This is a genomic window from Pseudomonas sp. 3JA (assembly GCF_036961705.1).
Classification (GTDB): Bacteria; Pseudomonadota; Gammaproteobacteria; order Pseudomonadales; family Pseudomonadaceae; genus Aquipseudomonas; species Aquipseudomonas fluorescens_Q.
The window spans coordinates 22,995-46,439 of record NZ_JBAMDJ010000019.1 but is presented as its reverse complement, the minus strand read 5'-3'; the positions used below and the strand labels follow the sequence as shown (position 1 = coordinate 46,439).

The window sequence follows — 23,445 nt, the reverse complement described above, 5'->3', positions numbered from 1 at the left end:
CCAGTGGACCGGTTTGCGACTGCTGCGCAGTCGAGCGGGAGCAAGCTCCCTCGCCACAGCCCAGCCGATGAATAGCTGCGACACACCGCCGCAGGCCAATCCCGCGTCCGCGCCTCATGCCTTATACTCGCCGCGCCTTTTCAACCCCGCTTACGCCGGAGTGTCCTGATGGATCCTGCTGTTTTCGAAGAGTGGATGATGACCGGCCTGGTCAGCATCCTGATCATTTTCATGGGTTTCATCGTCTGGGACCTGGCGAAGAAATCCAAGGCCGGGCGTTTCGGCTCGTTCATTCTGTTTTTTGTGCTGGGGCTGGGCGTGGCGGCGTTCGTGATCAAGAGCGTGGTGATCGGCCTGATCGAGTCCGGGACGTTATAAGCGCGCCGGCACTTCCCTCCACTGGCCCTGATCGAGTCCTTCGAGGGTCCAGTCGCCGATCCTGACCCGCACCAGGCGCAGTGTCGGCAGGCCCACCGCGGCGGTCATGCGCCGTACCTGGCGGTTGCGCCCTTCGCGGATCACCAGTTCCAACCAACTCGTAGGTACGCTTTTACGAAAGCGCACCGGCGGGTTGCGCGGCCATAACTGCGGCTCGTCCAACGGGCGCGCCTCGGCTGGCAAGGTCATGCCGTCGTTCAACGCCACCCCATCGCGCAAACGCTGCAACTGTTCGGCAGTCGGTTCGCCTTCCACCTGCACCCAATAAGTCTTGGCCAGCTTGTGCTTGGGGTCAGCGATACGCGCTTGCAGTTGTCCGTCATTGGTTAGCAACAGCAAGCCTTCGCTGTCGCGATCCAGCCGGCCGGCCGGGTAGATGCCCGGTACGTCGATAAAATCCTTGAGCGTCGCCCGCCCTTCACCGTCACTGAATTGCGTCAGCACATCGAAGGGTTTGTTGAACAGGATCAGCTTCGGCTCGGCCGGCGGGGCCTTGGACACACGGCGCGGGGCGGAGGCTGGAAGCTTCGCGCCAGGGCGGCGGGAAGCGGGGCGTGGAGGACGGGGCATGGTGGCACGGTATCTAACGGTCAGGACCGCCAATGCTAGTGGCCTGACCGCTAAATAACCACCGCCGTATCAACGGAACGGCGGCTCGTCGAAGCTGCGCAGCTTGCGCGAATGCAACGAGTTGAGTTCGGTGCGCAACAGGTCCAACGCCTCGATGCCAATCTTCAGGTGCTGGTTGACCGCTCGCTCATAGAACGCGTTGGCCGAGCCCGGCAGCTTGATTTCGCTGTGCAGCGGCTTGTCCGAAACACACAGCAACGTGCCGTACGGCACCCGCAAGCGATAACCCTGGGCGGCGATAGTGCCGCTTTCCATGTCCACCGCCACGGCGCGGGACAGGTTGATCAACGGACGCTCCTGGGCCCAGCGCAATTCCCAGTTACGGTCGTCGTAGGTCAGCACGGTGCCGGTGCGCAGGCGTTTCTTCAGCTCGTCGCCCTTTTCGCCAGTGACGTTGGCCGCCGCTTGCTGCAAGGCCATCTGCACTTCGGCCAGGGCCGGAATCGGAATGTTCGGCGGCACCACGCGGTCGAGGATCCCGTCGCGGCGCATGTAGGCGTGGGCCAGCACGTAATCGCCAATGGTCTGGGACTGCCGCAGCCCGCCGCAGTGGCCGATCATCAGCCAGCAATGGGGCCGCAGCACGGCCAGGTGGTCGGTGATGTTCTTGGCGTTGGACGGGCCGACACCGATGTTCACCAGGGTCACGCCATGGCCATCATTGGTTTGCAGGTGATAGGCCGGCATCTGGTAACGGTGCCAGACCACACCGGCGGCAATGGCCGATGCTTCGCTGTGCTCCATGTTCTTGTCGATGATCACGTTGCCCGGCAGGACCATGCGCACAAAGCGCGGGTCGCTGCGCAGTTGCTCCAGGCCATGGACGATGAACTGGTCGACATAGCGGTGGTAGTTGGTCAGCAGGATCCACGGCTGCACATGGCGCCAGTCGCTGCCGGTGTAATGCACCAGCCGGCGCAGGGAAAAATCCACCCGAGCCGCGTCGAACAGCGCCAGGGGCAGCGGGTCGGTGTTTTCCCAATCATAGAGGCCGTCGGCAATGCCATCGGTGGCGGCTGACAAGTCGGTGCTGGGGAAAACTCGTGCCAGCACGGCGGCGGTCACGCCGGAGCCGGCCAGTTCGTCGCCCTGCTCCACCACGTACGGGTAAGGAATGTTCTGCTCGCTGACGCCCACTTCCACGGTGACGGTAAAGTCGTGCATCAGCGGAACCAGCTGTTCCAGCAGGTATTTACGGAAGGCGGCGGGGTGGGTGACGGTGACGCTGTAGGTGCCAGGCAGTTGGACCTTGGCGTAAGCGCGGGTGGTTTGCGGGACTTCGCCGTGGCAGTGGTAGGTCAGGCGCAAGGCGGGATAGCGAAACAACGCCCTTTGCTCGGCATCCGGCTCGACGCGATCCTTGAGATAACGCATCAGCGCCTGGTTCAACGCGGTGGTCGCACGTTCGTGCAGGGCCGCCAGACGATCCACGGCTTGTTCGGCGGTTTGAACGACAATAAACGCTTCGGTCACGATCAGCTTCCTGTGTTCTGACTTGCAGGCCTTCATCTTGCCTGCATCGCCGCCCGACGGGAACAGTGGCGTATTGGGTATTCTCGGCGTCATGAAAACCTGTGGGAGCGGGCTTGCCCGCGAAGGCGTCAGCACATCCAACCTCTTCGGCGGCTGACATACCGCTTTCGCGAGCAAGCCCGCTCCCACAGCACTCTGTGTTGGCCGTAGCCTGCCTAGAATCCATGCGGGGTCGAGCGGGTAACGATGGCCTCGACATTCAAGCCCCGAGGCAAGGCACCGTACACCCGGCCGACCGAACCCAGGCGACTGACAATGAAGGCATCGCTGACGTCGCTGTTGCCCGCCTCGAGCAACAGCTTGGCTTGCAGGCCGACGGCGATGTCTTCGGTCAATTGCCGGGCGCGGTACTGGATATCGTCGGTGTCCTTGAACGCGGCGTGCAATTGGTGGATGTGGCCAGCCAGGCGCTTGTCGCCGTGGCCGTCACCCAATTCGCTGAACAATACCTCCAGCACGCCGGGCTCCTTGGACAAGGCGCGCAGCACATCCAGGCATTGCACGTTGCCGGAGCCTTCCCACGTCGAGTTGACCGGCGCTTCGCGGTACAGACGCGGCAGGATGCTGTCTTCGACGTAGCCGGCGCCGCCCATGCATTCGGCGGCTTCGTTGATCATCGCGGGGGCGCGCTTGCAGATCCAGTACTTGCCCACCGCCGTCACCAGCCGGGCGAACTTGGCCTCATGCTCGTCATTCAAATGGTCCAGCGCCCGGCCCATGCGCAGGCTCAAGGCCAGGGCGGCCTCGCTTTCCAACGCCAGGTCAGCCAGGACGTTCTGCATCAGCGGCTGTTCGCTCAACAACTTGCCACCGACCTTGCGGTGCGCACAGTGATGGCTGGCCTGGGTCAACGCCTGGCGCATCAGGGCGCTGGAGCCGACCATGCAATCGAAGCGGGTCATGGCCACCATCTCGATGATCGTCGGCACGCCGCGGCCTTCTTCACCGACCATCCAGGCCAGTGCGCCACGGAACTCGACTTCGCTGGAGGCGTTGGAACAGTTACCCAGCTTGTTCTTCAAGCGCTGGATGTAGAACTGATTGCGCGTGTCGTCCGGGCGATGGCGCGGCAGCAGGAAACAGGTCAGGCCCTTGTCGGTCTGGGCCAGGGTGAGGAAAGCGTCGCACATCGGCGCCGAACAGAACCATTTGTGCCCCACCAGCTCATAGGCCTGGCCCGGACCGCTGGCACCCACCGGATAGGCCTTGGTGGTGTTGGCCCGCACATCGGTGCCGCCCTGTTTTTCGGTCATCGCCATGCCCAGGGTCACCCCGGCCTTGTGGGCCATGCCGACGTTGCGCGGGTCGTACTCGGTGGCGAGCACCTTCGGCAGCCAGCGCTCGGCCAGATCCGGCTGCAAGCGCAGCGCCGGTACGCTGGCGAAGGTCATGGTCAGCGGGCAACCGGTGCCGGCTTCGGCCTGGCTGTGCAAATAGGTCATCGAGGCCCGGGCGACATGCGCACCGGGTTGCGGCTGCGCCCAGGGCAAACTGGGCAGGCCGTGCTCGACGGCGGTGCGCATCAACTGGTGATAAGCCGGATGGAACTCCACCAGGTCGATGCGATGGCCGTAACGGTCGTGGCTGGAGAACACCGGTTTGTTCTGGTTGGCCAGGAAACCCGCTTCCATCAACGGCCCGCCGGCCAGCGCCCCATACGCATCGATCCGCGCCTGCGCCCAGCCCGCCCCAAAGTACTGCGACCACTGCTGCAGCGGCAGGTCGATGCGGTACAGGTTGGCGCCATCCAGGGACGGTGGTTGGTTGGTGACGTCGTGGGTTTCAGCGAACTGGTGCAGGTTCATGACAGGGCTCCTCGATCGGGCAGGGATTCAGTTAAGCACCGCCTCCAGGCCGGACAAAGTGTCATAACCGCCTAAATATCGGCGCTTTCACCCTGTCTCGGGCACAGCACCCGGCGCTGGAGCATCGCCTGCAGTGCCTCGAATTTCACGGGTTTGTTCAGGTAATCGATCTGAGCGCCCGAGGGGCAGCATTCGCGCGCCACATTCGGGCTGACCACCAGCACCGGCAGTTCCTCACAGCCGGGCAAGGTGTGGATCTGGCAGCCGAGCGACACGCCGTCCAGCGGCGGCAACTGGCAATCGAGCAGCACCGCATCAAAGCGCTCGCCGTGCAGCAGATCCAGCGCAGCGCGGCCACTGTCGGCGGTGCGCACCCGATAACCGAGCTTGAGCAACATGCCGCGCATGACCAACTGATCGATGCTGTTGTCATCGGCCAGTAGCACCGTGCAATCCTGCGGCAGGCGCGAGCCTTGGCGGCCACCGAAGGAAAACGGCGTCGGGACCGCCGCTGGCAAAGCCACGTCAAACTCCACGTCCAACTGGAAACGGCTGCCACGACCGGGTTCGGAGGTGTGGGTCAGGCGTCCGCCCAGCAATTCCACCAGTTGCCGGCAGATGGCCAGGCCCACGCCGAGACCGCCATATTCGCGGGTCATCGAGCCGTCGAGTTGGAAGAAGCGCTGGTACAAGGTCGCTTCCCCCAGGTCGGTAAAACCGATTCCGGTGTCGATGACAGCAAAGGACAGCACCAGCCGATCAAGCGCCGTCGGCCTGCCGCTGACTCGCAGGGCCAGGCCGCCAACCCGGGTGAACTTGATGGCGTTGTCCAGCAGGCATTCCAGGCTCTGGGCCAGTTTGCCACTGTCGCCAAGCAACCGGTCCGCCAGGCCAGGGGCCACGTCGACCTTGAAATCCAGGCCCTTGGCCGCCGCATTGGCGCCGAACTGCACCTGCAGCGCATCGACCACCCCACGCAGGCTGAACGGTGCCGGATAGACCTTGAGCTTGCCGGCCTGCAACTCGGTCAGGGTGAGGATGCCGTTGACCATGCGCATCATGTCCCGCGCCGAACCGGCGGCGGTCTGTTGATACTGGGTCAGCTCCTCGTCCATCTCGACGGTTTCCATCAGCTCAAGGGAACCGATCACGCCATTCATCGGTGTGCGCAGTTCATGGGTCAGGGTGGCGAGGAATTCATCCTTGAGCTTGTTGCCGTGGGCCAGTTGCTGGTTGAGCACTTCGAGTTTCTGCCCGGCGTCCAACAGGGTCTGGGCCTGCTGCTCGCGCATGGCATTGATGCGGTCGGCCAGGGCCAGGGACAACAGTGCCACTTCGATGGCCGAGCCGATCTGGCTGGCGTACATGGTCAAAAAGACGTTCGGCAGGTAACCGAGCACCATCAACGTATTGACAATGCCCCCCAGCAGAAACGCCGACCAGGCAATGATGAAATAACGCGCCACCCGCAGACCACGCCACCAGGCGAACAGGCCGGCGGCGAAGATCACCACGGTGAACAGCAGCGCCAACACCGTCGCCAGGCGCAGCGCCAGGGCATAACTGGTCATCAGCGACAGGCCGACCACCACAGCGCTGTAGGCGATCAGCGCCAGCAGCAAGCGGTCCAGCCAACGGCTGTGCTGGGCGGTTTGCAGGAAACTGCGGGCGAACTGGCTGCCAAACAGGCCCGCGCAGCCGATGAAGAACGGCGTCGCGGCGTTTGCCCACCAGGGGTTGTCCGGCCAGAAATATTCCACGGCGGCACCGTTGACCGACAACTGGTACAGGCCGAACGAGGCAATGTAGAAGATGTAATAGAGGTAGCTGGTATCGCGCACGCTCAGGTAGATGAACAGGTTGTAGACCAGCATCCCCAGCAGCACGCCATAGATGATCCCCAGTACATACAAGCGCACCGGCTGTTGTTCGAGGTAAGCGGTGCTCGACCACAGCGTCAGCGGCGCCTGGATCGAACCCTGGCTTTGCAGGCGCAGGTAGAGGGTCTGCCGTTGTTCGGGCTTGAAAGCCAGGCTGAACAGGTAGTTGTTCTGGCGGATCTCGCGGCTGGCGAACGGCAAGGCATCACCGGTCTGGCGAACCAGGCGATAGCCCCCCGACGCATCGGGCAAATACAAGTCGAGGTGGTCCAGCGGCGGGTATGCCAGCTCCAGCAGCCAGGTACGCTGGGCGTCCGGATTGGCAGGACGGTAGTGCAGGTCGATTTTCAACCAGAAGGCTGATCGCGAGTAACCGGCGTTCAGCGTGGCTTGGTCGTGGGCTTTGAAAGCACCGGCGCCAGCCTGGGCCAGGACATCGTCAATAGAGGCCGTGCCGCTCGCATCTTCGAACACCTGCAGGGCATGGCCCAAGGGCAGGTTTTGGGTGAATTCATCGAATTCGAGAGCACTTGCCAGAGGGGACAAGCACAGCAACAACATCAGCAAATAGCGCATTTAAGCCCCAGCGCGGCCTGTCCGGTTGAGTCAGGAAGCCCCCCATTCCCTGAGTAGACGTAAAACCGGCATTACCTGTTATGAGTTGGATCCATCTCTAGCATAGCCGTTGATGGCCAATTTGCACCATTGAAATTTTTCCTACAGAAGGCTCTAGAACGGGCGTTCCAGCGCTAAGCATTGAAATAGAGCTGTTGCTTTGGTCAGACAGGAATCTTGAACGATGACCGTGGCGAGGGAGCCGGGCCTTGCCATCACAGCCAGCGTACAAATCCTCTGACTCCCGCCAACCGATAAAACAGGTTTGGTGGTAAGCTCGCGCACCATGAATATCTACAGCTCTCGCCCCGTTGTCCTCTGTCTCTCCGGCCACGATCCCAGTGGTGGCGCCGGCTTGCAGGCAGATATCGAAGCCCTGCTCGCCCAGGGTTGTCATGCCGCCCCTGCCGTTACCGCATTGACCGTGCAAGACACCGTCAACGTCAGCGATTTCCGAGTGCTCGACCGAGAGTGGGTACTGGCACAAGCCAATGCCGTGCTCAACGATGCCCAGGTGGCAGCGGTCAAGCTGGGGATGCTTGGCTCACTGGAAATGGTCGACACGGTGGTCGAACTGCTCCAGGCGCACCCGCACCTGCCGATGGTCTGCGACCCGGTGCTGCGCGCCGGCGGTGGTGGGCGCCTGGGCAAGGATGAGGTCGGCTACGCCATGCGCGAACGCCTGCTGCCCCTGGCAATCATCGCCACCCCCAACCTGCCTGAAGCACGCATCCTTGCTGAATTGCCCGAGGGTAGTGCCGACGAGTGCGCGGAAAAACTGCTGCCCTTCGTCAAACACCTGTTGATCACCGGTGGTCACGGCGACGAACATGAAGTCCATAATCGCCTGTACAGCCGCGACGGCGGGCGCGAAACCTTTACCTGCCAGCGTCTGCCCGGCAGCTACCACGGTTCCGGCTGCACCCTGGCCAGCGCCCTGGCCGGTCGGCTGGCCCAGGGCGAACAGCTCGCCAGCGCCGTCAAGACGGCACTGGATTACACCTGGCGCACCCTGCGCGATGCCGAACAACTGGGCAAAGGCCAGTTCGTACCGCGTCGCCTGCCGCTGGATTTCTGCTCGTAGCACCGGAGGCCTGTGGAATGAAATTACGTGGCCTTTACGCCATCACTGATAGCCAATTGCTGGCCGGTAAGTTCCTCGCTTATGTAGAAGCGGCGCTGGAGGGTGGCGTCACCCTGCTGCAATACCGCGACAAAAGCAGCGACGAGGCCCGCCGGCTGCGGGAAGCCGAAGCACTGCGCAACCTGTGCGAACGCTACAAGACCCAGTTGATCATCAACGACGACGCCGAACTGGCCGCGCGCCTGGGCGTTGGCGTGCACCTGGGCCAGACCGATGGCCCGTTGGCGCCCGTGCGGGCACTGCTCGGGCACAAGGCGATCATCGGTGCCACTTGCCACGCCAGCCTGGCACTGGCCGAACAGGCCGCCAGCGAAGGCGCCAGTTATGTCGCGTTCGGGCGTTTCTTCAATTCCAACACCAAGCCCGGCGCCCCCAGCGCAAACCTTGAACTGCTCGCACAGGCGCACCTCAAACTGCATATCCCGGTGTGCGCCATTGGCGGCATCACCCTGGACAATGCCGCCCCGCTGGTGGCCCACGGGGTTGACCTGCTGGCGGTGGTCCACGGCCTGTTCGGCGCCGACAGCACCACTGAAGTGACGCGCCGCGCCCGCGCCTTCAATGAGCTGCTGCAGATCAAATAGTCTATTTTCCGTTTTCGAGAGCCCAACCATGTCCCGTTCCGAAACCCTGTTTGCCAATGCCCAGAAACACATCCCCGGCGGCGTGAACTCGCCCGTTCGTGCGTTCAAGAGCGTCGGCGGCACCCCGCTGTTCTTCAAGCACGCCGAAGGCGCGTACGTCACCGACGAAGACGACAAGCGTTACGTGGATTACGTCGGCTCCTGGGGCCCGATGATCCTCGGCCACAGCCATCCGGACGTCCTGGATGCGGTGCGCAAGCAACTGGTACACGGCCTCTCCTACGGCGCCCCGACCGCGATGGAAACCGAGATGGCCGACCTGGTCTGCTCGATCGTGCCGTCAATGGAAATGGTGCGCATGGTCAGCTCCGGCACCGAAGCGACCATGAGCGCGATCCGCCTGGCGCGGGGTTTTACCGGCCGCGACAGCATCATCAAGTTCGAAGGCTGCTACCACGGTCACTCCGACAGCCTGCTGGTCAAGGCCGGTTCCGGCGCATTGACCCAGGGCGTGCCGAGCTCGGCAGGCGTACCGGCAGCGTTCGCCAAACACACCCTGACCCTGCCATTCAACGACCTCGAAGAAGTCGAGAAGATGCTCGGCGAAGTCGGCCAGGAAGTGGCGTGCATCATCGTCGAGCCAGTGGCCGGCAACATGAACTGCGTGCCGCCGGCACCGGGTTTCCTCGAAGGCCTGCGCAGCCTGTGCGACCAGCATGGCGTGGTGTTGATTTTCGATGAAGTGATGACCGGTTTCCGCGTGGCCCTCGGCGGCGCCCAGGCCCATTACGGCGTCACGCCGGACCTGAGCACCTTCGGCAAGATCATCGGCGGCGGCATGCCGGTGGGCTGCTTCGGCGGCAAGCGCAAGATCATGGAATGCATCGCGCCGCTGGGCCCGGTCTACCAGGCCGGCACCTTGTCGGGCAACCCGCTGGCCATGGCCGCCGGCCTGACCACGCTGCGCCTGATCAGCCGCCCGGGCTTCCACGCCGAACTGACCGACTACACCACCCGCCTGCTCGACGGCTTGCAGGTTCGTGCCGACGCGGCAGGCATTCCGTTCGTGACCACCCAGGCCGGGGGCATGTTCGGCCTGTATTTCAGCGGTGCCGATGACATCGTCACCTTCGAAGACGTGATGGCCAGCGACGCCGACCGCTTCAAGCGCTTCTTCCACCTGATGCTCGACGGCGGCGTGTACCTGGCCCCGAGCGCATTCGAAGCCGGTTTCACCTCCATCGCCCATGGCGAGACCGAGCTGAAGATCACCCTCGATGCGGCCGAACGGGCGTTTGCCGCGCTGAAGTAAGCCTGTGGATAACTGACGCTGGCTGAAGCTGGCGTCAGCGATTGCTGACAACCTCCCGCCTTTTTCCTACGTATTTATGCCCGAAGCAGCTATTAGCATTCCCTCGCAGCAGAAAAACGAGTAAAGACTTTGTAAGGATGGCCCTGCTTATTTCATAATGCGCGCTTATTGGATCCCCCGGAGGGTCCGCGCGCCCCTCAGAGGTAAGTCGATTCCCATGAACCGCACCGGCCGCACCCTTGCCTTGGGCTGCCTGTTGCTCCTTCAGCCCCTGCTCGCGAATGCACAGGCAGGCGGTAACTCGTTGTTGATCCCGGCGCTGGGCCGTTGCACGCTCAATACCCAGCCACAAGATCTCGCACCGGCACTCGACGCCTGTCAAAAAGCGGCGGACGCAGGTGATGCACAAGCGCAATACGAGTTGGGCGAGTTCTACTACGAAGGCAAGGCTGCGCCGCGCGACCTCAAGAAAGCCCTCGACTACTTCGAAAAAGCCTCGCTGCAAGGCCATGCCCAGGCGCAATTCAAGCTCGGCGGCATGTTCTTCCATGGCGAAGGCGTGCCAGCCAACAACGTCCAGGCCTATATCGTCCTGAAGATGGCCGCAGTCAACGGCGCCGAAGAAGCCCTGGACACCGCCGACGAAGTCGCCGAGCAAATGCCCCGCGACGAACTGGAAGTCGCCACCCAGGTGCTGGGGCAGATCTTTCGCAAATACCTGATGGAATTGCAGAACGCCGATGGGCGTACGCCTTTTTCGCCGCTGCCCTGAATCCGCCGCCGGCCCCTGTGGCGAGGGAGCTTGCTCCCGCTGGGCTGCGCAGCGGCCCTAAGATTTCTGGGAGCGCTTCGCACTCCAGCGGGAGCAAGCTCCCTCGCCACAGAGGACTGTGCCCGACCTTAGAGACTCATCTTGCCAAGAGCCGAGGGCTACTTCTCAGGCATCGGCATCGGAAACGGCATCACGTTGCCGACCGCGCCGCGGGCTTCGCTGATTTTCGGCGTGCCCAGGCGTTCGACTTCGTCGATGCGCACGATCGAATGCATCGGCACGAAGCTGCGCACCACGCCTTCGAACTGCGCCTTGAGCTTTTCCTCGCTCGGATCGACGACCACTTGCGTGCGCTCGCCAAAGACGAATTCTTCCACTTCCAGGAAACCCCACAGATCACTTTGATAGATCTGCTTGGCGTACATTTCGAACACCTGGCCCTGGTTGAGGAAAATCACCTTGTAGATTGGAGCTTCACGTTTGGTCATGGCTGGCGAAACACATCGGCGGGTAAAAATGAGGGCGCGAACTATAGCATAGCCACTGCTCGCACAGCGGTAGGAACCGGGGGACTTGTTCCCTATAATGCGCGGTTCTTTGAATCACGTGATGATCCCGTCCATGGCCAAGAAGCTTTACATCGAAACCCACGGTTGCCAGATGAACGAGTACGACAGCTCGCGCATGGTCGATCTGCTGGGTGAACACCAGGCCCTGGAAGTCACCGCCCGCGCCGAAGACGCGGACGTGATCCTGCTCAACACCTGCTCGATTCGCGAACGCGCCCAGGACCGGGTGTATTCCCAGCTCGGCCGCTGGCGCGAACTGAAGTTGGCCAACCCGGAAATGGTCATCGCCGTGGGCGGTTGCGTGGCCAGCCAGGAAGGCGCGGCCATTCGTGATCGCGCGCCGTACGTGGACGTGGTCTTTGGCCCGCAGACCTTGCACCGCCTGCCGGAGATGATCGACGCCGCCCGCAGCACCAAGCTGCCGCAAGTGGACGTTTCGTTCCCGGAAATCGAAAAATTCGACCACCTGCCCGAACCGCGCATCGACGGCCCAAGTGCCTACGTGTCGGTGATGGAAGGTTGCAGCAAGTACTGCACGTTCTGCGTGGTGCCCTACACCCGCGGCGAAGAAGTCAGCCGGCCATTCGACGACGTGATCGCCGAGATCATCCACCTGGCGGAAAACGGCGTGCGCGAAGTGACCCTGCTGGGGCAGAACGTCAACGGCTATCGCGGCCTGACCCATGACGGGCGCCTGGCGGATCTCGCCGAACTCATCCGCGTCGTGGCGGCAGTGGATGGCATCGACCGCATCCGCTACACCACGTCTCATCCGCTGGAGTTCTCCGACAGCCTGATCCAGGCCCACGCCGAAGTCCCCGAACTGGTCAAGCACCTGCACCTGCCGGTGCAATCGGGCTCCGACCGGATCCTTGCGGCCATGAAACGCAACCACACGGCGCTGGAGTACAAATCCAAGCTGCGCAAGTTGCGCGCGGCAGTGCCGGGGATCTGCATCAGCTCGGACTTTATCGTCGGCTTCCCTGGCGAAACCGAGAAAGACTTCCAGCAGACCATGAAGCTGATCGAAGACGTGGGCTTCGACTTCTCCTATTCCTTCGTCTACAGCCAGCGTCCTGGCACTCCGGCGGCCGACCTGGCGGACGACACCCCCGAAGAACTGAAAAAGGAGCGGCTCAACGCCTTGCAACATCGCCTCAACCAGCAAGGTTTCGAGATCAGCCGACAAATGGTCGGCTCCGTCCAGCGGATTCTGGTGACCGATTACTCGAAAAAGGACCCGGGCGAGTTGCAAGGCCGGACCGAAAACAACCGCATCGTCAACTTCCGCTGCGACACCCCGGCCCTGATCGGCCAGTTCGCCGACGTGCACATCGACGCCGCGCAACCGCACTCCCTGCGCGGTTCACTGATCCAGTAACCCCACACTTCCTGTGGGAGCGAGCTTGCTCGCGATAGCGGTGCGACAGTCAATATCAATGTTGAATGTGGGGGCCCCATCGCGAGCAAGCTCGCTCCCACAAGGACCGTGCCAAGCCCTGTGATCAGATTCGCCTGTTTAAGAGCTTTCGCACCCAGCCTACTGGCGTTATCCTTGATTTCACCTTAATTGCCCCCGGGCGGCTAAAAACGACCTTGAACGCACCCATCGAACCACATCGCTTTATTCTCGAGCCCTTTGAGGCTCGCCGCTTCGCCAATCTGTGCGGGCAATTCGACGAGCACCTGCGCTTGATCGAACAGCGCCTGGCCATCGAGATCCGCAATCGCGGAAACCAGTTCGAACTGATCGGTGAACCCAAGCACACCACCTCCGCGGAAAACCTGCTGCGCCGTCTCTACCGGGAAACCAAGGGGAGCGAGCTGTCGCCGGATACGGTCCACCTGTTCCTGCAGGAGTCGGCTGTCGAAGAACTCGACAACCATGCCCCGTCGGAACCTGCCGTGGCCCTGCGCACGAAAAAAGGCATGATTCGCCCTCGCGGCTTGAATCAGCAGCGCTACGTGAAGGAAATCCTGGGCAACGACATCAATTTCGGCATCGGCCCGGCCGGTACCGGCAAGACCTACCTGGCCGTGGCCTGCGCCGTCGATGCGCTGGAACGTGAACAGGTGCGGCGTATCCTGCTGGTGCGACCGGCGGTCGAAGCCGGTGAAAAACTCGGCTTCCTGCCCGGCGACCTGGCCCAGAAAATCGACCCGTACCTGCGCCCGCTCTATGACGCGCTGTATGAAATGCTCGGCTTCGAATACGTCGCCAAGCTGATCGAGCGCCAGGTCATCGAGGTCGCGCCGCTGGCCTACATGCGTGGTCGGACCCTGAACAACAGCTTCATCATCCTCGACGAAAGCCAGAACACCACGGTCGAGCAGATGAAAATGTTCCTGACCCGCATCGGCTTCGGCTCCACCGCCGTCATCACCGGGGACATCACCCAGGTCGACCTGCCCCGCGGCACCAAGTCCGGGCTGAACCATGTGATCCAGGTGCTCAAGGACGTGCCGGGCATCAGTTTCACGCACTTCATGCCCAAGGACGTCGTGCGTCATCCGTTGGTCCAGCGCATTGTCGAAGCCTACGAGCGCTTCGAGCATCGCGAGGCCGACGAGGCGCCTGAAGGCAAAGGCAATCGCCACAATGCTTGAACTCGACCTGCAAGTGGCCTGCGAACACGCCGCCCCCAGCGAAGCCCAGTTCCGCCAATGGTGCGAACTGGCCCTGCGCCAGCGCAGCGCCGACTCGGAGCTGACGATCCGCCTGGTGGACGAACCCGAAGGCCGTGAACTGAACCACACCTGGCGGCAGAAAGACTACGCCACCAACGTGCTGTCGTTCCCCGCCGACGTACCCGACGAACTGCTCGACATTCCACTGCTGGGCGATCTGGTGATCTGCGTCCCGGTGGTGGAGCGTGAAGCAGCCGAACAAGACAAGACCCCCGAGGCTCACTGGGCCCATCTGGTGATTCACGGCTGCTTGCATCTACTGGGTTACGACCATATAGAAGATGACGAAGCCGAAGAAATGGAAGCACTGGAACGAACGTTGCTTGCAGAGCTGGGTCATCCCGACCCCTACGCCGGCGACGAACACTGATACATCAACCTGTAACGACAAAGGATTCAGAGTAATCGCTATGAGCGAAGATCGATCGAGCAACGGGCAGAAGTCATGGCTGGGCAAGCTCACCCAGGCTTTTGCCCATGAGCCGAAAAACCGCCAGGAGCTGCTGGAGCTGCTGCGCGATGCACACCAGAACAAACTGCTGGACAGCGAAGCGCTGGCCATCGTCGAAGGCGCCATCCAGGTCGCTGACCTGCAAGTCCGGGACATCATGGTCCCGCGCTCGCAGATGGTCAGCATCAAGGCGACCCAGACCCCCCGTGAATTTTTGCCCGCCGTGGTCGACTCCGCTCACTCGCGCTATCCGGTCGTCGGCGAGAGCCATGACGACGTCATGGGCGTGCTGCTGGCCAAGGACCTGCTGCCGCTGATCCTTCAGGAAAACGGCGACAGCTTCAACATCAAGGACCTGTTGCGCCCGGCTACCTTCGTGCCCGAGTCCAAGCGCCTGAACGTGCTGCTGCGTGAATTCCGCGCCAACCACAACCACATGGCCATCGTCATCGACGAATACGGCGGCGTGGCCGGCCTGGTCACCATCGAAGACGTCCTCGAGCAGATCGTCGGCGACATCGAGGACGAGCACGACGTCGAGGAAGACAGCTACATCAAGCCCCTGCCCAGCGGCGACTTCCTGATCAAGGCCCTGACGCCGATCGAGAACTTCAACGAATTCTTCGACAGCCAATTCTCCGACGATGAGTTCGACACCGTTGGCGGCCTGGTGATGAGTGCTTTCGGGCATCTGCCCAAGCGCAACGAAACCACGGAAATCGGCTCCTGGCGCTTCCGCATCCTGAATGCCGACAGCCGTCGGATTCACTTGCTGCGCCTGTCGCCCATTGGCCGATAACCCCTGCGAGACCCGCTAAGGACAAAAATGCGCTGGATAACCCGCCCCGGCTGGCCCGGTAACCTGCTGGCCATGGCGGCCGGTGCGATCACCACCCTGGCCTTGGCGCCGTTCGACCTCTGGCCGCTGGCATTGCTGGCGGTCGGCTTGTTCTACGCCGGGCTGCGCGAGCTCTCGCCACGCCAGGCCCTGGGCCGAGGCTGGTGTTTCGGTTTTGGCCTGTTTGGTGCCGGCACCAGTTGGATCTACGTCAGCATCCACAACTTCGGCGGCGCCTCAGTGCTGCTCGCCGGGTTATTGATGCTGCTGTTCATCGCCGCCATCGCCTGGTTCTTCGCCCTGCCCGCCTGGCTGTGGGCACGCTGGTTGCGCCGCAACGAGGCGCCGCTGGCCGATGCCCTGGCGTTCGCCGCGCTGTGGTTGGGCCAGGAAGCTTTCCGCGGCTGGTTCCTCACCGGGTTCCCCTGGCTGTACTCCGGCTACAGCCAGCTCAACGGCCCGCTGGCCGGCCTCGCGCCGCTGGGCGGGATGTGGCTGATATCCTTCACCCTGGCCTTGACCGCCGCGCTGCTGTACAACGCGCCCCGGTTGATCCGCACCGGGCGCAAGGGCTTTATCGCCGCGGGCGTGATGCTGCTGATCGGCCCATGGGTGGCCGGCCTGGCCCTCAAGGGCCATGCCTGGACCAGTCCTTCGGGCGACCCGCTGAGCGTCGCGGCGATCCAGGGCAACATCGAACAAAGCATGAAGTGGGACCCCGAGCAGCTCAACGCGCAGTTGGCGCTATACCGCGACATGAGCTTTGCGTCCAAGCGCGTCGACCTGTTGATCTGGCCGGAAACCGCAGTACCGGTGCTCAAGGAATCTGCCCAGGGTTATCTGGACATGATGGGCAGCTTCGCCGCCGAGCGGCATTCGGCGTTGATTACCGGTGTGCCGATTCGCCAACTGGTGCGCCACGAGAAGCGTTACTTCAACGGCATCACCGTGACCGGCGAAGGCGACGGTACTTACTTGAAGCAAAAGCTCGTGCCGTTTGGCGAATACGTGCCGCTACAGGACATCCTGCGCGGCCTGATCGCCTTCTTCGACCTGCCCATGTCGGACTTCGCCCGGGGCCCGGCCGACCAGCCACTGCTGCAAGCCAAGGGTTACCAGATCGCGCCGTTCATCTGCTATGAAGTGGTCTATCCGGAATTTGCCGCCAGCTTGTCAGCGCGCAGCGACCTGTTGCTGACCATCAGCAACGACACCTGGTTCGGCACCTCGATCGGCCCGTTGCAACACCTGCAAATGGCCCAGATGCGTGCCCTGGAAGCCGGTCGCTGGATGATCCGCGCCACCAACAACGGCGTCACCGGGCTGATCAACCCCTTCGGCCAGATCACCGCACAGATCCCGCAATTCGAGCGTGGCATCCTGTACGGCGAAGTGGTGCCGATGCACGACCTGACGCCGTACCTGCAATGGCGCTCGTGGCCGCTGATCATTTTGTGCCTGTCGCTGTTGGGCTGGGCGTTGATGGCGAGCCGGATGGCCAAGACCGTTTAAGGCCTCTGGCCCCCCTTGTGGCGAGGGAGCTTGCTCCCGCTGGGTGGCGCAGCCGCCCCGTTTTTCCCAACCACTGAAGATGTTCCAGCCCGGCGACAGTGGCGTCTGCTGCGCAGCCGAGCGGGAGCAAGCTCCCTCGCCACAGAAGCTCGCTAGCCCATGACATTGGCGAACGCCCATGCATTGGATGTCTGCACAAGGCAGGCGACGACCCACTCTGGAAGACCATTGAGCTCTTGTGGCGAGGGAGCTTGCTCCCGCTGGACTGCGAAGCAGGCCCTGTTTTTAGGGGGACCGCTTCGCGGCCCAGCGGGAGCAAGCTCCCTCGCCACAACCATGTTCGGCCCACACATTTCGTATGCTCAGCGATAGAACAACCAATACCCCAACAACCCCATCGCCTCATTCATCAACTGCCCGGACTGCCAGATCGACTTGAACTCCGGCATCCAGCCACCCAGTGGCCGGGCGTTGTCCGGGCCCAGGAAGCCGACAGGCGCCGGCACCACTTCAAATCCTGACCGCTCGAAACTCCAGACCGCCCGCGGCATGTGCCACGCCTGGGTCACCACCACAACCCGTTTGATGCCTTCCGGCAACAGGATCTCGGCGCTCATCTGGGCGTTTTCCCAGGTGGTGCGGCTACGTCCTTCCTGCCAACGCACGTTGACGCCAAAATCCTCCAGCATCGAGTCGGCCATCAACTTGGCCTCGCTGGGCGGGGTGCCGTAGTGCAAGCCGCCAGTGGTCAGCACGGGCAAGCCCGACGCCTTGGCCAGTCGCGCCGCATAACGCTGGCGTTCGAGGCCGACACCGGTGGGCTGGTCGGAACCCCAGGCCAGGTCACCGCGCTCGCGACCGGAACCCAGCACCACGATGGCGTCGGCACGCTGGGCCAGGGTCGCCCATTCACTGCGCAGCAGCGGCGTCTCACGCTCCAATGCCTTGGCGCTCCACTGCACCATCACCGGCAGGCTCATCAACCAGAAACCGCCCAGGCCCACGGCGAAACACAGGCGGGCCAGGCGCGGCCGAGAATGGCGCCACCACCAGGCGAGCACCAACAGCAGCAGAAGAATGCCGGGCGGCAATAGAAGTTGTTTGATGAAATAGCGAAAGGGCATCGGGCATCTCCATAGATGCCCGAAGCCTAAGGGGGTTGACGCAAAGCGACAACAGATTCGAAAAAGCCTTGAACCAAAAAAAGCGACACGCGTGAATCCGGCTTTACTTGAACTGCAGCGACCGGATCTTTACTGCATCCTTATCAGGCGTCCGGTCCTTGAGCCACACAACCTTGGCCGAACGGGGCGCTTCGAGACGCTTGAGTACCTGGGCCCCACTGGTGGGGGGGTTATGTCCGGCCTGTTCAAGGTAAGCCTTGACCAGTTCGAACTCTGCGGGGCTCAAGCCTCGCAGTTCCAGCTCTACCGGGCGCTCATCACGCAAGCGACCGGCGGTTCTTGCAGCGTCCAGGGCCACCCCGAGACGATCGATCAGTTTTTCGTACAACTCAGGTGTAGCGACTTTTCGTTGTGATTCAACCATCCCTCACCTCATTGAAGATAAGACTCACTCCCCATTGAGAAGCTTAGCTTCGCTGGGCAAACCGGCAGTGCGCCGCGACCAACGGCCCTGAACACGGGTCATCGCCGATGATCGGCAATGCCTCGGCGGTGGTTCGGCAGCAATCAGGGTTTCCCTCGGCAGAGCGCGGTCATGTATGCTACGGCGCTTCCTGTAACTCCACTTCCAGCTTGGCTGGGCATCGAAAACGCCGCATTCGGCGTCGTCTGCGTCCAGCATGGCAACGAAGAGGATTGGGCCACCCCATTCAGTACAAAAGTAGCCATGCACGAACACTACCAGCCCCGTGAAATCGAAGCCGCCGCCCAGTCGTTCTGGGACGAGCAAAAGTCCTTTGAAGTCAGTGAACAGCCAGGCAAGGAGACTTACTACTGCCTGTCGATGTTCCCTTACCCCAGCGGCAAGCTACACATGGGGCACGTGCGCAACTACACCATCGGCGACGTGATCTCCCGCTACCAGCGCATGCAAGGCAAGAACGTCCTGCAACCCATGGGTTGGGACGCCTTCGGCATGCCGGCGGAAAACGCCGCGATGAAGAACAACGTGGCCCCCGCCAAGTGGACCTACGAAAACATCGCCTACATGAAGACCCAGCTGCGTAGCCTGGGCCTGGCGGTGGATTGGTCCCGCGAGGTCACCACCTGCAAGCCCGACTACTACCGCTGGGAACAATGGCTGTTCACCCGCCTGTTCGAAAAAGGCGTGATCTACCGCAAGAACGGCACCGTGAACTGGGACCCGGTGGACCAGACCGTACTGGCCAACGAACAAGTGATCGACGGCCGCGGCTGGCGCTCCGGCGCGCTGATCGAAAAGCGCGAAATCCCGATGTACTACTTCAAGATCACCGCCTACGCGGATGAGCTCCTGGAGAGTCTCGACGAGCTGACCGGTTGGCCCGAGCAGGTCAAGACCATGCAGCGCAACTGGATCGGCAAGTCCCGGGGCATGGAAGTGCAGTTCCCCTACGACGTCGCCTCCATTGGCGAAGCCGGCACCCTGAAAGTCTTCACCACCCGCCCGGACACCTTGATGGGCGCCACCTATGTCGCCGTGGCCGCCGAGCATCCGCTGGCCACCCTGGCGGCCCGGAACAACCCTGAGCTGCAGGCGTTCATCGCCGAATGCAAGGGCGGCAGCGTCGCCGAAGCCGACGTCGCCACCCAAGAGAAGAAAGGCCTGCCAACCTCGCTGTTCGTCGAGCACCCGCTCACCGGCGAGAAACTGCCGGTATGGGTCGCCAACTACGTGCTGATGCACTATGGCGACGGCGCTGTCATGGCGGTGCCGGCCCACGACGAGCGCGATTTCGAATTCGCCCACAAGTACAACCTGCCGGTCAAGACCGTGGTGCGCACCAGCACCGGTGACCAGACCCCAGCACCGTGGCAGGACGCCTATGGCGAACACGGCGAGTTGATCAACTCCGGCGAGTTCGACGGCCTGGACTTCGCGGGTGCATTCGATGCCATCGAAGTCGCCCTGATCAAGAAGAACCTCGGCGCCTCGCGCACCCAATTCCGCCTGCGGGACTGGGGCATCAGCCGCCAGCGCTACTGGGGCTGCCCGATCCCGATCGTGCACTGCGACACCTGCGGCGACGTACCGGTGCCGGAAGATCAACTGCCCGTGGTCCTGCCGGAAGACGTCGTACCCGACGGCGCCGGTTCGCCCCTGGCGCGCATGCCCGAGTTCTATGAGTGCAACTGCCCGAAATGCGGTGCACCGGCCAAGCGTGAAACCGACACCATGGACACCTTCGTCGAGTCCTCCTGGTATTACGCGCGCTACGCCTCGCCGCACTATCAAGGCGGCCTGGTGGAAAAATCCGCGGCCGACCACTGGTTGCCAGTGGACCAGTACATCGGCGGTATCGAACACGCCATTCTCCACCTGCTCTACGCACGCTTCTTCCACAAGCTGATGCGTGACGAAGGCCTGGTGAGCTCCAACGAGCCGTTCAAGAACCTGCTGACCCAAGGCATGGTGATCGCCGAGACTTACTATCGTCGCGAAGCCAACGGTGCCTACACCTGGTTCAACCCGAGCGACGTCGAACTCGAACGCGACAGCAAGGCCAAGGTCATCAGCGCCAAGCTGATCGCCGACGGCCTGCCGGTGGAAATCGGCGGCACCGAGAAAATGGCCAAGTCGAAGAACAACGGCGTCGACCCACAGTCGATGATCGACCAGTTCGGCGCGGACACCTGCCGCCTGTTCATGATGTTCGCCTCGCCACCTGACATGAGCGCGGAATGGTCCGACTCGGGCGTCGAGGGCTCGCACCGCTTCCTCAAGCGCGTCTGGCGCCTGGCCCAAGCCCACGTCACCCAGGGCCTGCCGGGCAAACTGGACGTCGCCAGCCTGAACGACGAGCAGAAAGCCGTCCGTCGCTCGATTCACCTGGCCATCAAGCAGGCCAGCCATGACGTCGGCCAGAACCACAAATTCAACACCGCCATCGCCCAGGTGATGACGCTGATGAACGTGCTGGAAAAAGCCGCGCAAGGCACCGAGCAGGATCGCGCACTGGTTCACGAAGGCCTGGAAGCCGTGACGTTGCTGCTCGCGCCGATCACTCCACACATCAGCCACGAGCTGTGGAATCAACTGGGTCACGCCGACCCGGTGATTGATGCGCGCTGGCCGGTGGTGGACGAAACCGCGCTGGTGCAGGACAGCCTGACCCTGGTTATCCAGGTCAACGGCAAGCTGCGCGGCCAGATCGAAATGCCGGCCGCCGCCACTCGCGAAGAAGTCGAAGCCGCTGCGCGGGCGAATGAAAACGTACTGCGCTTCGTCGATGGCCTGACCATTCGCAAAGTGATCGTCGTGCCCGGCAAGCTGGTCAACATCGTCGCAAGCTAATTGGATCGGGCGCGAGGCTCAAGCCTGGCGCCGAATACAACCTGCGGGGTCGCATGGTCGACCCCCATAGGGTTCAAGGGGAGCAACAAGATGATCAAACGTAATCTGCTGGTAGTGGGCCTGGCGGTCCTGTTGAGCGCCTGCGGCTTCCAACTGCGCGGCACCGGCACCACCGAGCTGGCCATCACGGAACTGGACCTCAGCGCACGGGACGCCTATGGCGACACCGTGAAACTGCTGCGCGACACCCTGGAAAACAGTGGCGTGAAAGTCTACAGCGGGGCCCCGTACAAGCTGGTACTGGCCCGTGAACAGCAGAGCCAGCGCAGCCTGAGCTATGCCGGTGCCGGTCGTTCCGCCGAGTACGAACTGAACAACGTACTGAGCTATGAGATCCGCGGCCAGAACGACCTGGTACTGCTGGACGACAAGCTGCAGGTGCAGAAGGTCTACCTGCATGATGGCAACAACATCACTGGTTCCGACCAGGAGTCGAGCGAAGTGCGCGAAGAAATGCGTCGTGACCTCGTGCAACGCATGATGCTGCGCCTGCAACAGCTGAGCCCGACCCAGCTGGAGCAACTGCAACAGACCGCCAATGCCAAGGCCAAAGCCGAGGCCGAAGCCCTGGAAGCGGCACGCAAGGCTGAAGCGGAAACCCCGCAACAGTCGCCGATGCAGATCCCGGCTGAATAAGCCTTGCGGGGCGTTCCGGCGCCCCGCTCGCCTTCTCTTATGAAGCTCGCTCCCGCCCAACTCGGTAAACACCTGCAAGGCGCCCTCGCGCCGGTCTACATCATCAGTGGCGATGACCCGCTGCTGTGCCAGGAAGCCGCCGACGCCATCCGCGCCGCTGCACGCCAGCAAGGTTTCGACGAGCGCCAGGTATTTGCCGCCGACGCCAGTTTCGACTGGGGCACGCTGCTGCAGGCTGGGGCGAGCATGTCGTTGTTCGCCGAAAAACGCCTGCTGGAGCTGCGTTTGCCGTCTGGCAAACCCGGTGACAAAGGCGCCGCTGCGCTGATCGAATATTGCTCTCGCCCGGCCGAGGACACCGTGCTGCTCATCAGCTTGCCGAAACTCGACGGCAGCGCGCAAAAGACCAAATGGGGCAAGGCCCTGGTCGAAGGCCCGCAGACCCAGTTCGTGCAGATCTGGCCGGTGGATGTCAGCCAGTTGCCCAGCTGGATCCGCCAGCGCCTGTCCCAGGCCGGCCTCTCGGCCAGCCAGGACGCGGTGGAACTGATCGCCGCCCGGGTCGAAGGCAACCTGCTGGCCGCCGCCCAGGAAATCGAAAAGCTCAAGCTGATGGCCGAAGGCGGGCAGATCACCGTGGAAACGGTGCAGGCTGCCGTGGCCGACAGTGCGCGCTTCGATGTCTTCGGGCTGACCGATGCGATCCTCAACGGTGAGGCCGCCCATGCCCTGCGCATGCTCGAAGGCCTGCGGGGCGAAGGCGTCGAGCCACCGGTGATCCTCTGGGCCCTGGCCCGGGAATTACGCCTGCTGGCCAACCTGTCCCTGCAATACAGCCAGGGCGTCCCACTGGACAAAGCCTTCAGCCAGGCCCGCCCGCCCGTCTGGGACAAGCGCAAACCGCTGATGAGCAAGGCCCTGCAACGCTATTCCGCGTCGCGCTGGGCGCAATTGCTCCTCGAAGCCCAGCGCATCGACGCGCAGATCAAGGGCCAGGCCGCCGGCTCACCGTGGATGAGCCTCAGTCGCTTATCGCTGTTGATGGCCGGTCAACGATTGCCCCTGCCTGCCGAGTAAACACACTCAGGCCATAGGGCTTTCTGTGGCGAGGGAGCTTGCTCCCGCTGGGGCGCGAAGCGGCCCTGTTTTTCGGGTCTGCTTCGCAGCCCAGCGGGAGCAAGCTCCCTCGCCACACAAAAGCCGTCTCCTCCAAATCCGCCACCTGAGGCGAAACTTCCTACTGCATGCAGGGACTGGACAGTCGCCCCAACTCTGCCCCATGATTTGCACCGCAAAACCCACCCCACGCGAGACATCATCATGAGCAAAAAGCCATCCAGGCATGGCCCCAACAAGGCCAAATCCATCGTCGCCCAGCCCCTGTTCCGCAGCCGCCAGGAACGACCCGCCAAGGGCAAAGGCAGCTACCGCCGCGAAGCCTTCCAGTCTGACAACTGGGAGGCTTCTTGCTTTGTGGCAGCTTGAAACACCCGGACAAGCCCTACACCCCTTTCGCGTGA

At 62.7% G+C, this 23,445-nt stretch carries 21 protein-coding genes; 14 read left to right on the top strand and 7 right to left on the bottom strand.

Annotation, left to right across the window (positions count from 1 at the left end):
* Window positions 1-168: 168 nt before the first annotated feature.
* A complete protein-coding gene (locus V7773_RS16280) occupies window positions 169-378 on the top strand; it encodes a DUF2788 domain-containing protein (RefSeq protein WP_007937369.1) in 210 nt (69 codons plus the stop codon).
* On the opposite strand, the gene V7773_RS16275 is transcribed toward V7773_RS16280, so the two are convergent.
* From V7773_RS16275 to V7773_RS16260, 4 genes are all read right to left on the bottom strand, one after another.
* The gene (locus tag V7773_RS16275) at window positions 373-939 is read right to left on the bottom strand and encodes a pseudouridine synthase (protein WP_336074154.1); all 567 of its coding nucleotides are present in this window, start codon (window positions 937-939) and stop codon (window positions 373-375) included. The genes V7773_RS16280 and V7773_RS16275 overlap by 6 nt on opposite strands.
* A 138-nt stretch (window positions 940-1,077) precedes the next feature.
* Window positions 1,078-2,577, bottom strand: coding sequence for an AMP nucleosidase (gene amn / locus V7773_RS16270; RefSeq protein WP_336074188.1), 1,500 nt, complete (start codon window positions 2,575-2,577; stop codon window positions 1,078-1,080).
* Between the two features lie 179 nt (window positions 2,578-2,756).
* The gene (locus V7773_RS16265) at window positions 2,757-4,406 is read right to left on the bottom strand and encodes an acyl-CoA dehydrogenase family protein (protein ID WP_336074152.1); all 1,650 of its coding nucleotides are present in this window, start codon (window positions 4,404-4,406) and stop codon (window positions 2,757-2,759) included.
* 71 nt (window positions 4,407-4,477) lie between these two features.
* Window positions 4,478-6,862 (bottom strand): hybrid sensor histidine kinase/response regulator, encoded by a 2,385-nt coding sequence (locus V7773_RS16260; protein ID WP_092224993.1) that lies wholly within the window; start codon window positions 6,860-6,862, stop codon window positions 4,478-4,480.
* A gap of 325 nt (window positions 6,863-7,187) precedes the next feature.
* On the opposite strand from V7773_RS16260, the gene V7773_RS16255 reads away from it, so the two are divergent.
* From V7773_RS16255 to V7773_RS16240, 4 genes are all read left to right on the top strand, one after another.
* On the top strand, window positions 7,188-7,985 hold the full coding sequence (locus V7773_RS16255) for a hydroxymethylpyrimidine/phosphomethylpyrimidine kinase (RefSeq protein WP_003205858.1): 798 nt from the start codon (window positions 7,188-7,190) through the stop codon (window positions 7,983-7,985).
* A gap of 17 nt (window positions 7,986-8,002) precedes the next feature.
* Window positions 8,003-8,629 carry a thiamine phosphate synthase gene (gene thiE / locus V7773_RS16250; RefSeq protein WP_063324243.1) on the top strand — a complete coding sequence of 209 codons (627 nt, stop codon included), beginning with the start codon at window positions 8,003-8,005 and terminating at the stop codon, window positions 8,627-8,629.
* 28 nt (window positions 8,630-8,657) lie between these two features.
* Complete coding sequence (hemL, locus tag V7773_RS16245) at window positions 8,658-9,941, top strand: glutamate-1-semialdehyde 2,1-aminomutase (protein WP_058546736.1); 1,284 nt, start codon at window positions 8,658-8,660, stop codon at window positions 9,939-9,941.
* Window positions 9,942-10,158: 217 nt separating this feature from the next.
* Window positions 10,159-10,713 carry a tetratricopeptide repeat protein gene (locus V7773_RS16240; RefSeq protein ID WP_003205863.1) on the top strand — a complete coding sequence of 185 codons (555 nt, stop codon included), beginning with the start codon at window positions 10,159-10,161 and terminating at the stop codon, window positions 10,711-10,713.
* A gap of 158 nt (window positions 10,714-10,871) precedes the next feature.
* Here the strand turns inward: V7773_RS16240 and V7773_RS16235 are convergent, their stop codons facing one another.
* Window positions 10,872-11,201, bottom strand: a complete 330-nt coding sequence (locus tag V7773_RS16235; RefSeq protein ID WP_003185742.1) for a DUF1820 family protein — start codon at window positions 11,199-11,201, stop codon at window positions 10,872-10,874.
* 133 nt (window positions 11,202-11,334) lie between these two features.
* On the opposite strand from V7773_RS16235, the gene miaB reads away from it, so the two are divergent.
* From miaB to lnt, 5 genes are all read left to right on the top strand, one after another.
* Complete coding sequence (miaB, locus tag V7773_RS16230) at window positions 11,335-12,663, top strand: tRNA (N6-isopentenyl adenosine(37)-C2)-methylthiotransferase MiaB (protein WP_161951742.1); 1,329 nt, start codon at window positions 11,335-11,337, stop codon at window positions 12,661-12,663.
* A gap of 215 nt (window positions 12,664-12,878) precedes the next feature.
* On the top strand, window positions 12,879-13,889 hold the full coding sequence (locus V7773_RS16225) for a PhoH family protein (protein WP_092332904.1): 1,011 nt from the start codon (window positions 12,879-12,881) through the stop codon (window positions 13,887-13,889).
* Entirely contained in the window at window positions 13,882-14,340 is a 459-nt protein-coding gene (ybeY, locus tag V7773_RS16220; RefSeq protein WP_003205868.1) for an rRNA maturation RNase YbeY, read from the top strand. Before V7773_RS16225 ends, ybeY begins: the two co-directional genes overlap by 8 nt.
* Window positions 14,341-14,380: 40 nt before the next feature.
* A complete protein-coding gene (locus V7773_RS16215; RefSeq protein WP_003205870.1) occupies window positions 14,381-15,220 on the top strand; it encodes an HlyC/CorC family transporter in 840 nt (279 codons plus the stop codon).
* 27 nt (window positions 15,221-15,247) lie between these two features.
* On the top strand, window positions 15,248-16,771 hold the full coding sequence (gene lnt / locus V7773_RS16210; RefSeq protein WP_092348887.1) for an apolipoprotein N-acyltransferase: 1,524 nt from the start codon (window positions 15,248-15,250) through the stop codon (window positions 16,769-16,771).
* A gap of 362 nt (window positions 16,772-17,133) precedes the next feature.
* Here the strand turns inward: lnt and V7773_RS16205 are convergent, their stop codons facing one another.
* Together V7773_RS16205 and V7773_RS16200 are read right to left on the bottom strand one after the other, a co-directional pair.
* Window positions 17,134-17,895 carry a YdcF family protein gene (locus tag V7773_RS16205; RefSeq protein WP_336074150.1) on the bottom strand — a complete coding sequence of 254 codons (762 nt, stop codon included), beginning with the start codon at window positions 17,893-17,895 and terminating at the stop codon, window positions 17,134-17,136.
* 103 nt (window positions 17,896-17,998) lie between these two features.
* On the bottom strand, window positions 17,999-18,319 hold the full coding sequence (locus V7773_RS16200) for a hypothetical protein (protein ID WP_063324238.1): 321 nt from the start codon (window positions 18,317-18,319) through the stop codon (window positions 17,999-18,001).
* A 303-nt stretch (window positions 18,320-18,622) separates the two neighbouring features.
* Between V7773_RS16200 and leuS the strand changes: the two genes are divergently transcribed.
* The 4 genes from leuS (at window position 18,623) to arfA (ending at window position 23,410) form a co-directional block, all read left to right on the top strand.
* Window positions 18,623-21,229, top strand: a complete 2,607-nt coding sequence (leuS, locus tag V7773_RS16195; protein ID WP_336074149.1) for a leucine--tRNA ligase — start codon at window positions 18,623-18,625, stop codon at window positions 21,227-21,229.
* 90 nt (window positions 21,230-21,319) lie between these two features.
* Window positions 21,320-21,925, top strand: a complete 606-nt coding sequence (locus V7773_RS16190) for an LPS-assembly lipoprotein LptE (RefSeq protein WP_336074148.1) — start codon at window positions 21,320-21,322, stop codon at window positions 21,923-21,925.
* Between the two features lie 39 nt (window positions 21,926-21,964).
* Window positions 21,965-23,002: a DNA polymerase III subunit delta gene (holA, locus tag V7773_RS16185; protein WP_092224999.1), complete on the top strand. Its 1,038-nt coding sequence runs from the start codon at window positions 21,965-21,967 to the stop codon at window positions 23,000-23,002.
* A gap of 243 nt (window positions 23,003-23,245) precedes the next feature.
* Window positions 23,246-23,410 (top strand): alternative ribosome rescue factor ArfA, encoded by a 165-nt coding sequence (arfA, locus tag V7773_RS16180; RefSeq protein ID WP_063324234.1) that lies wholly within the window; start codon window positions 23,246-23,248, stop codon window positions 23,408-23,410.
* Window positions 23,411-23,445 lie beyond the last annotated feature (35 nt).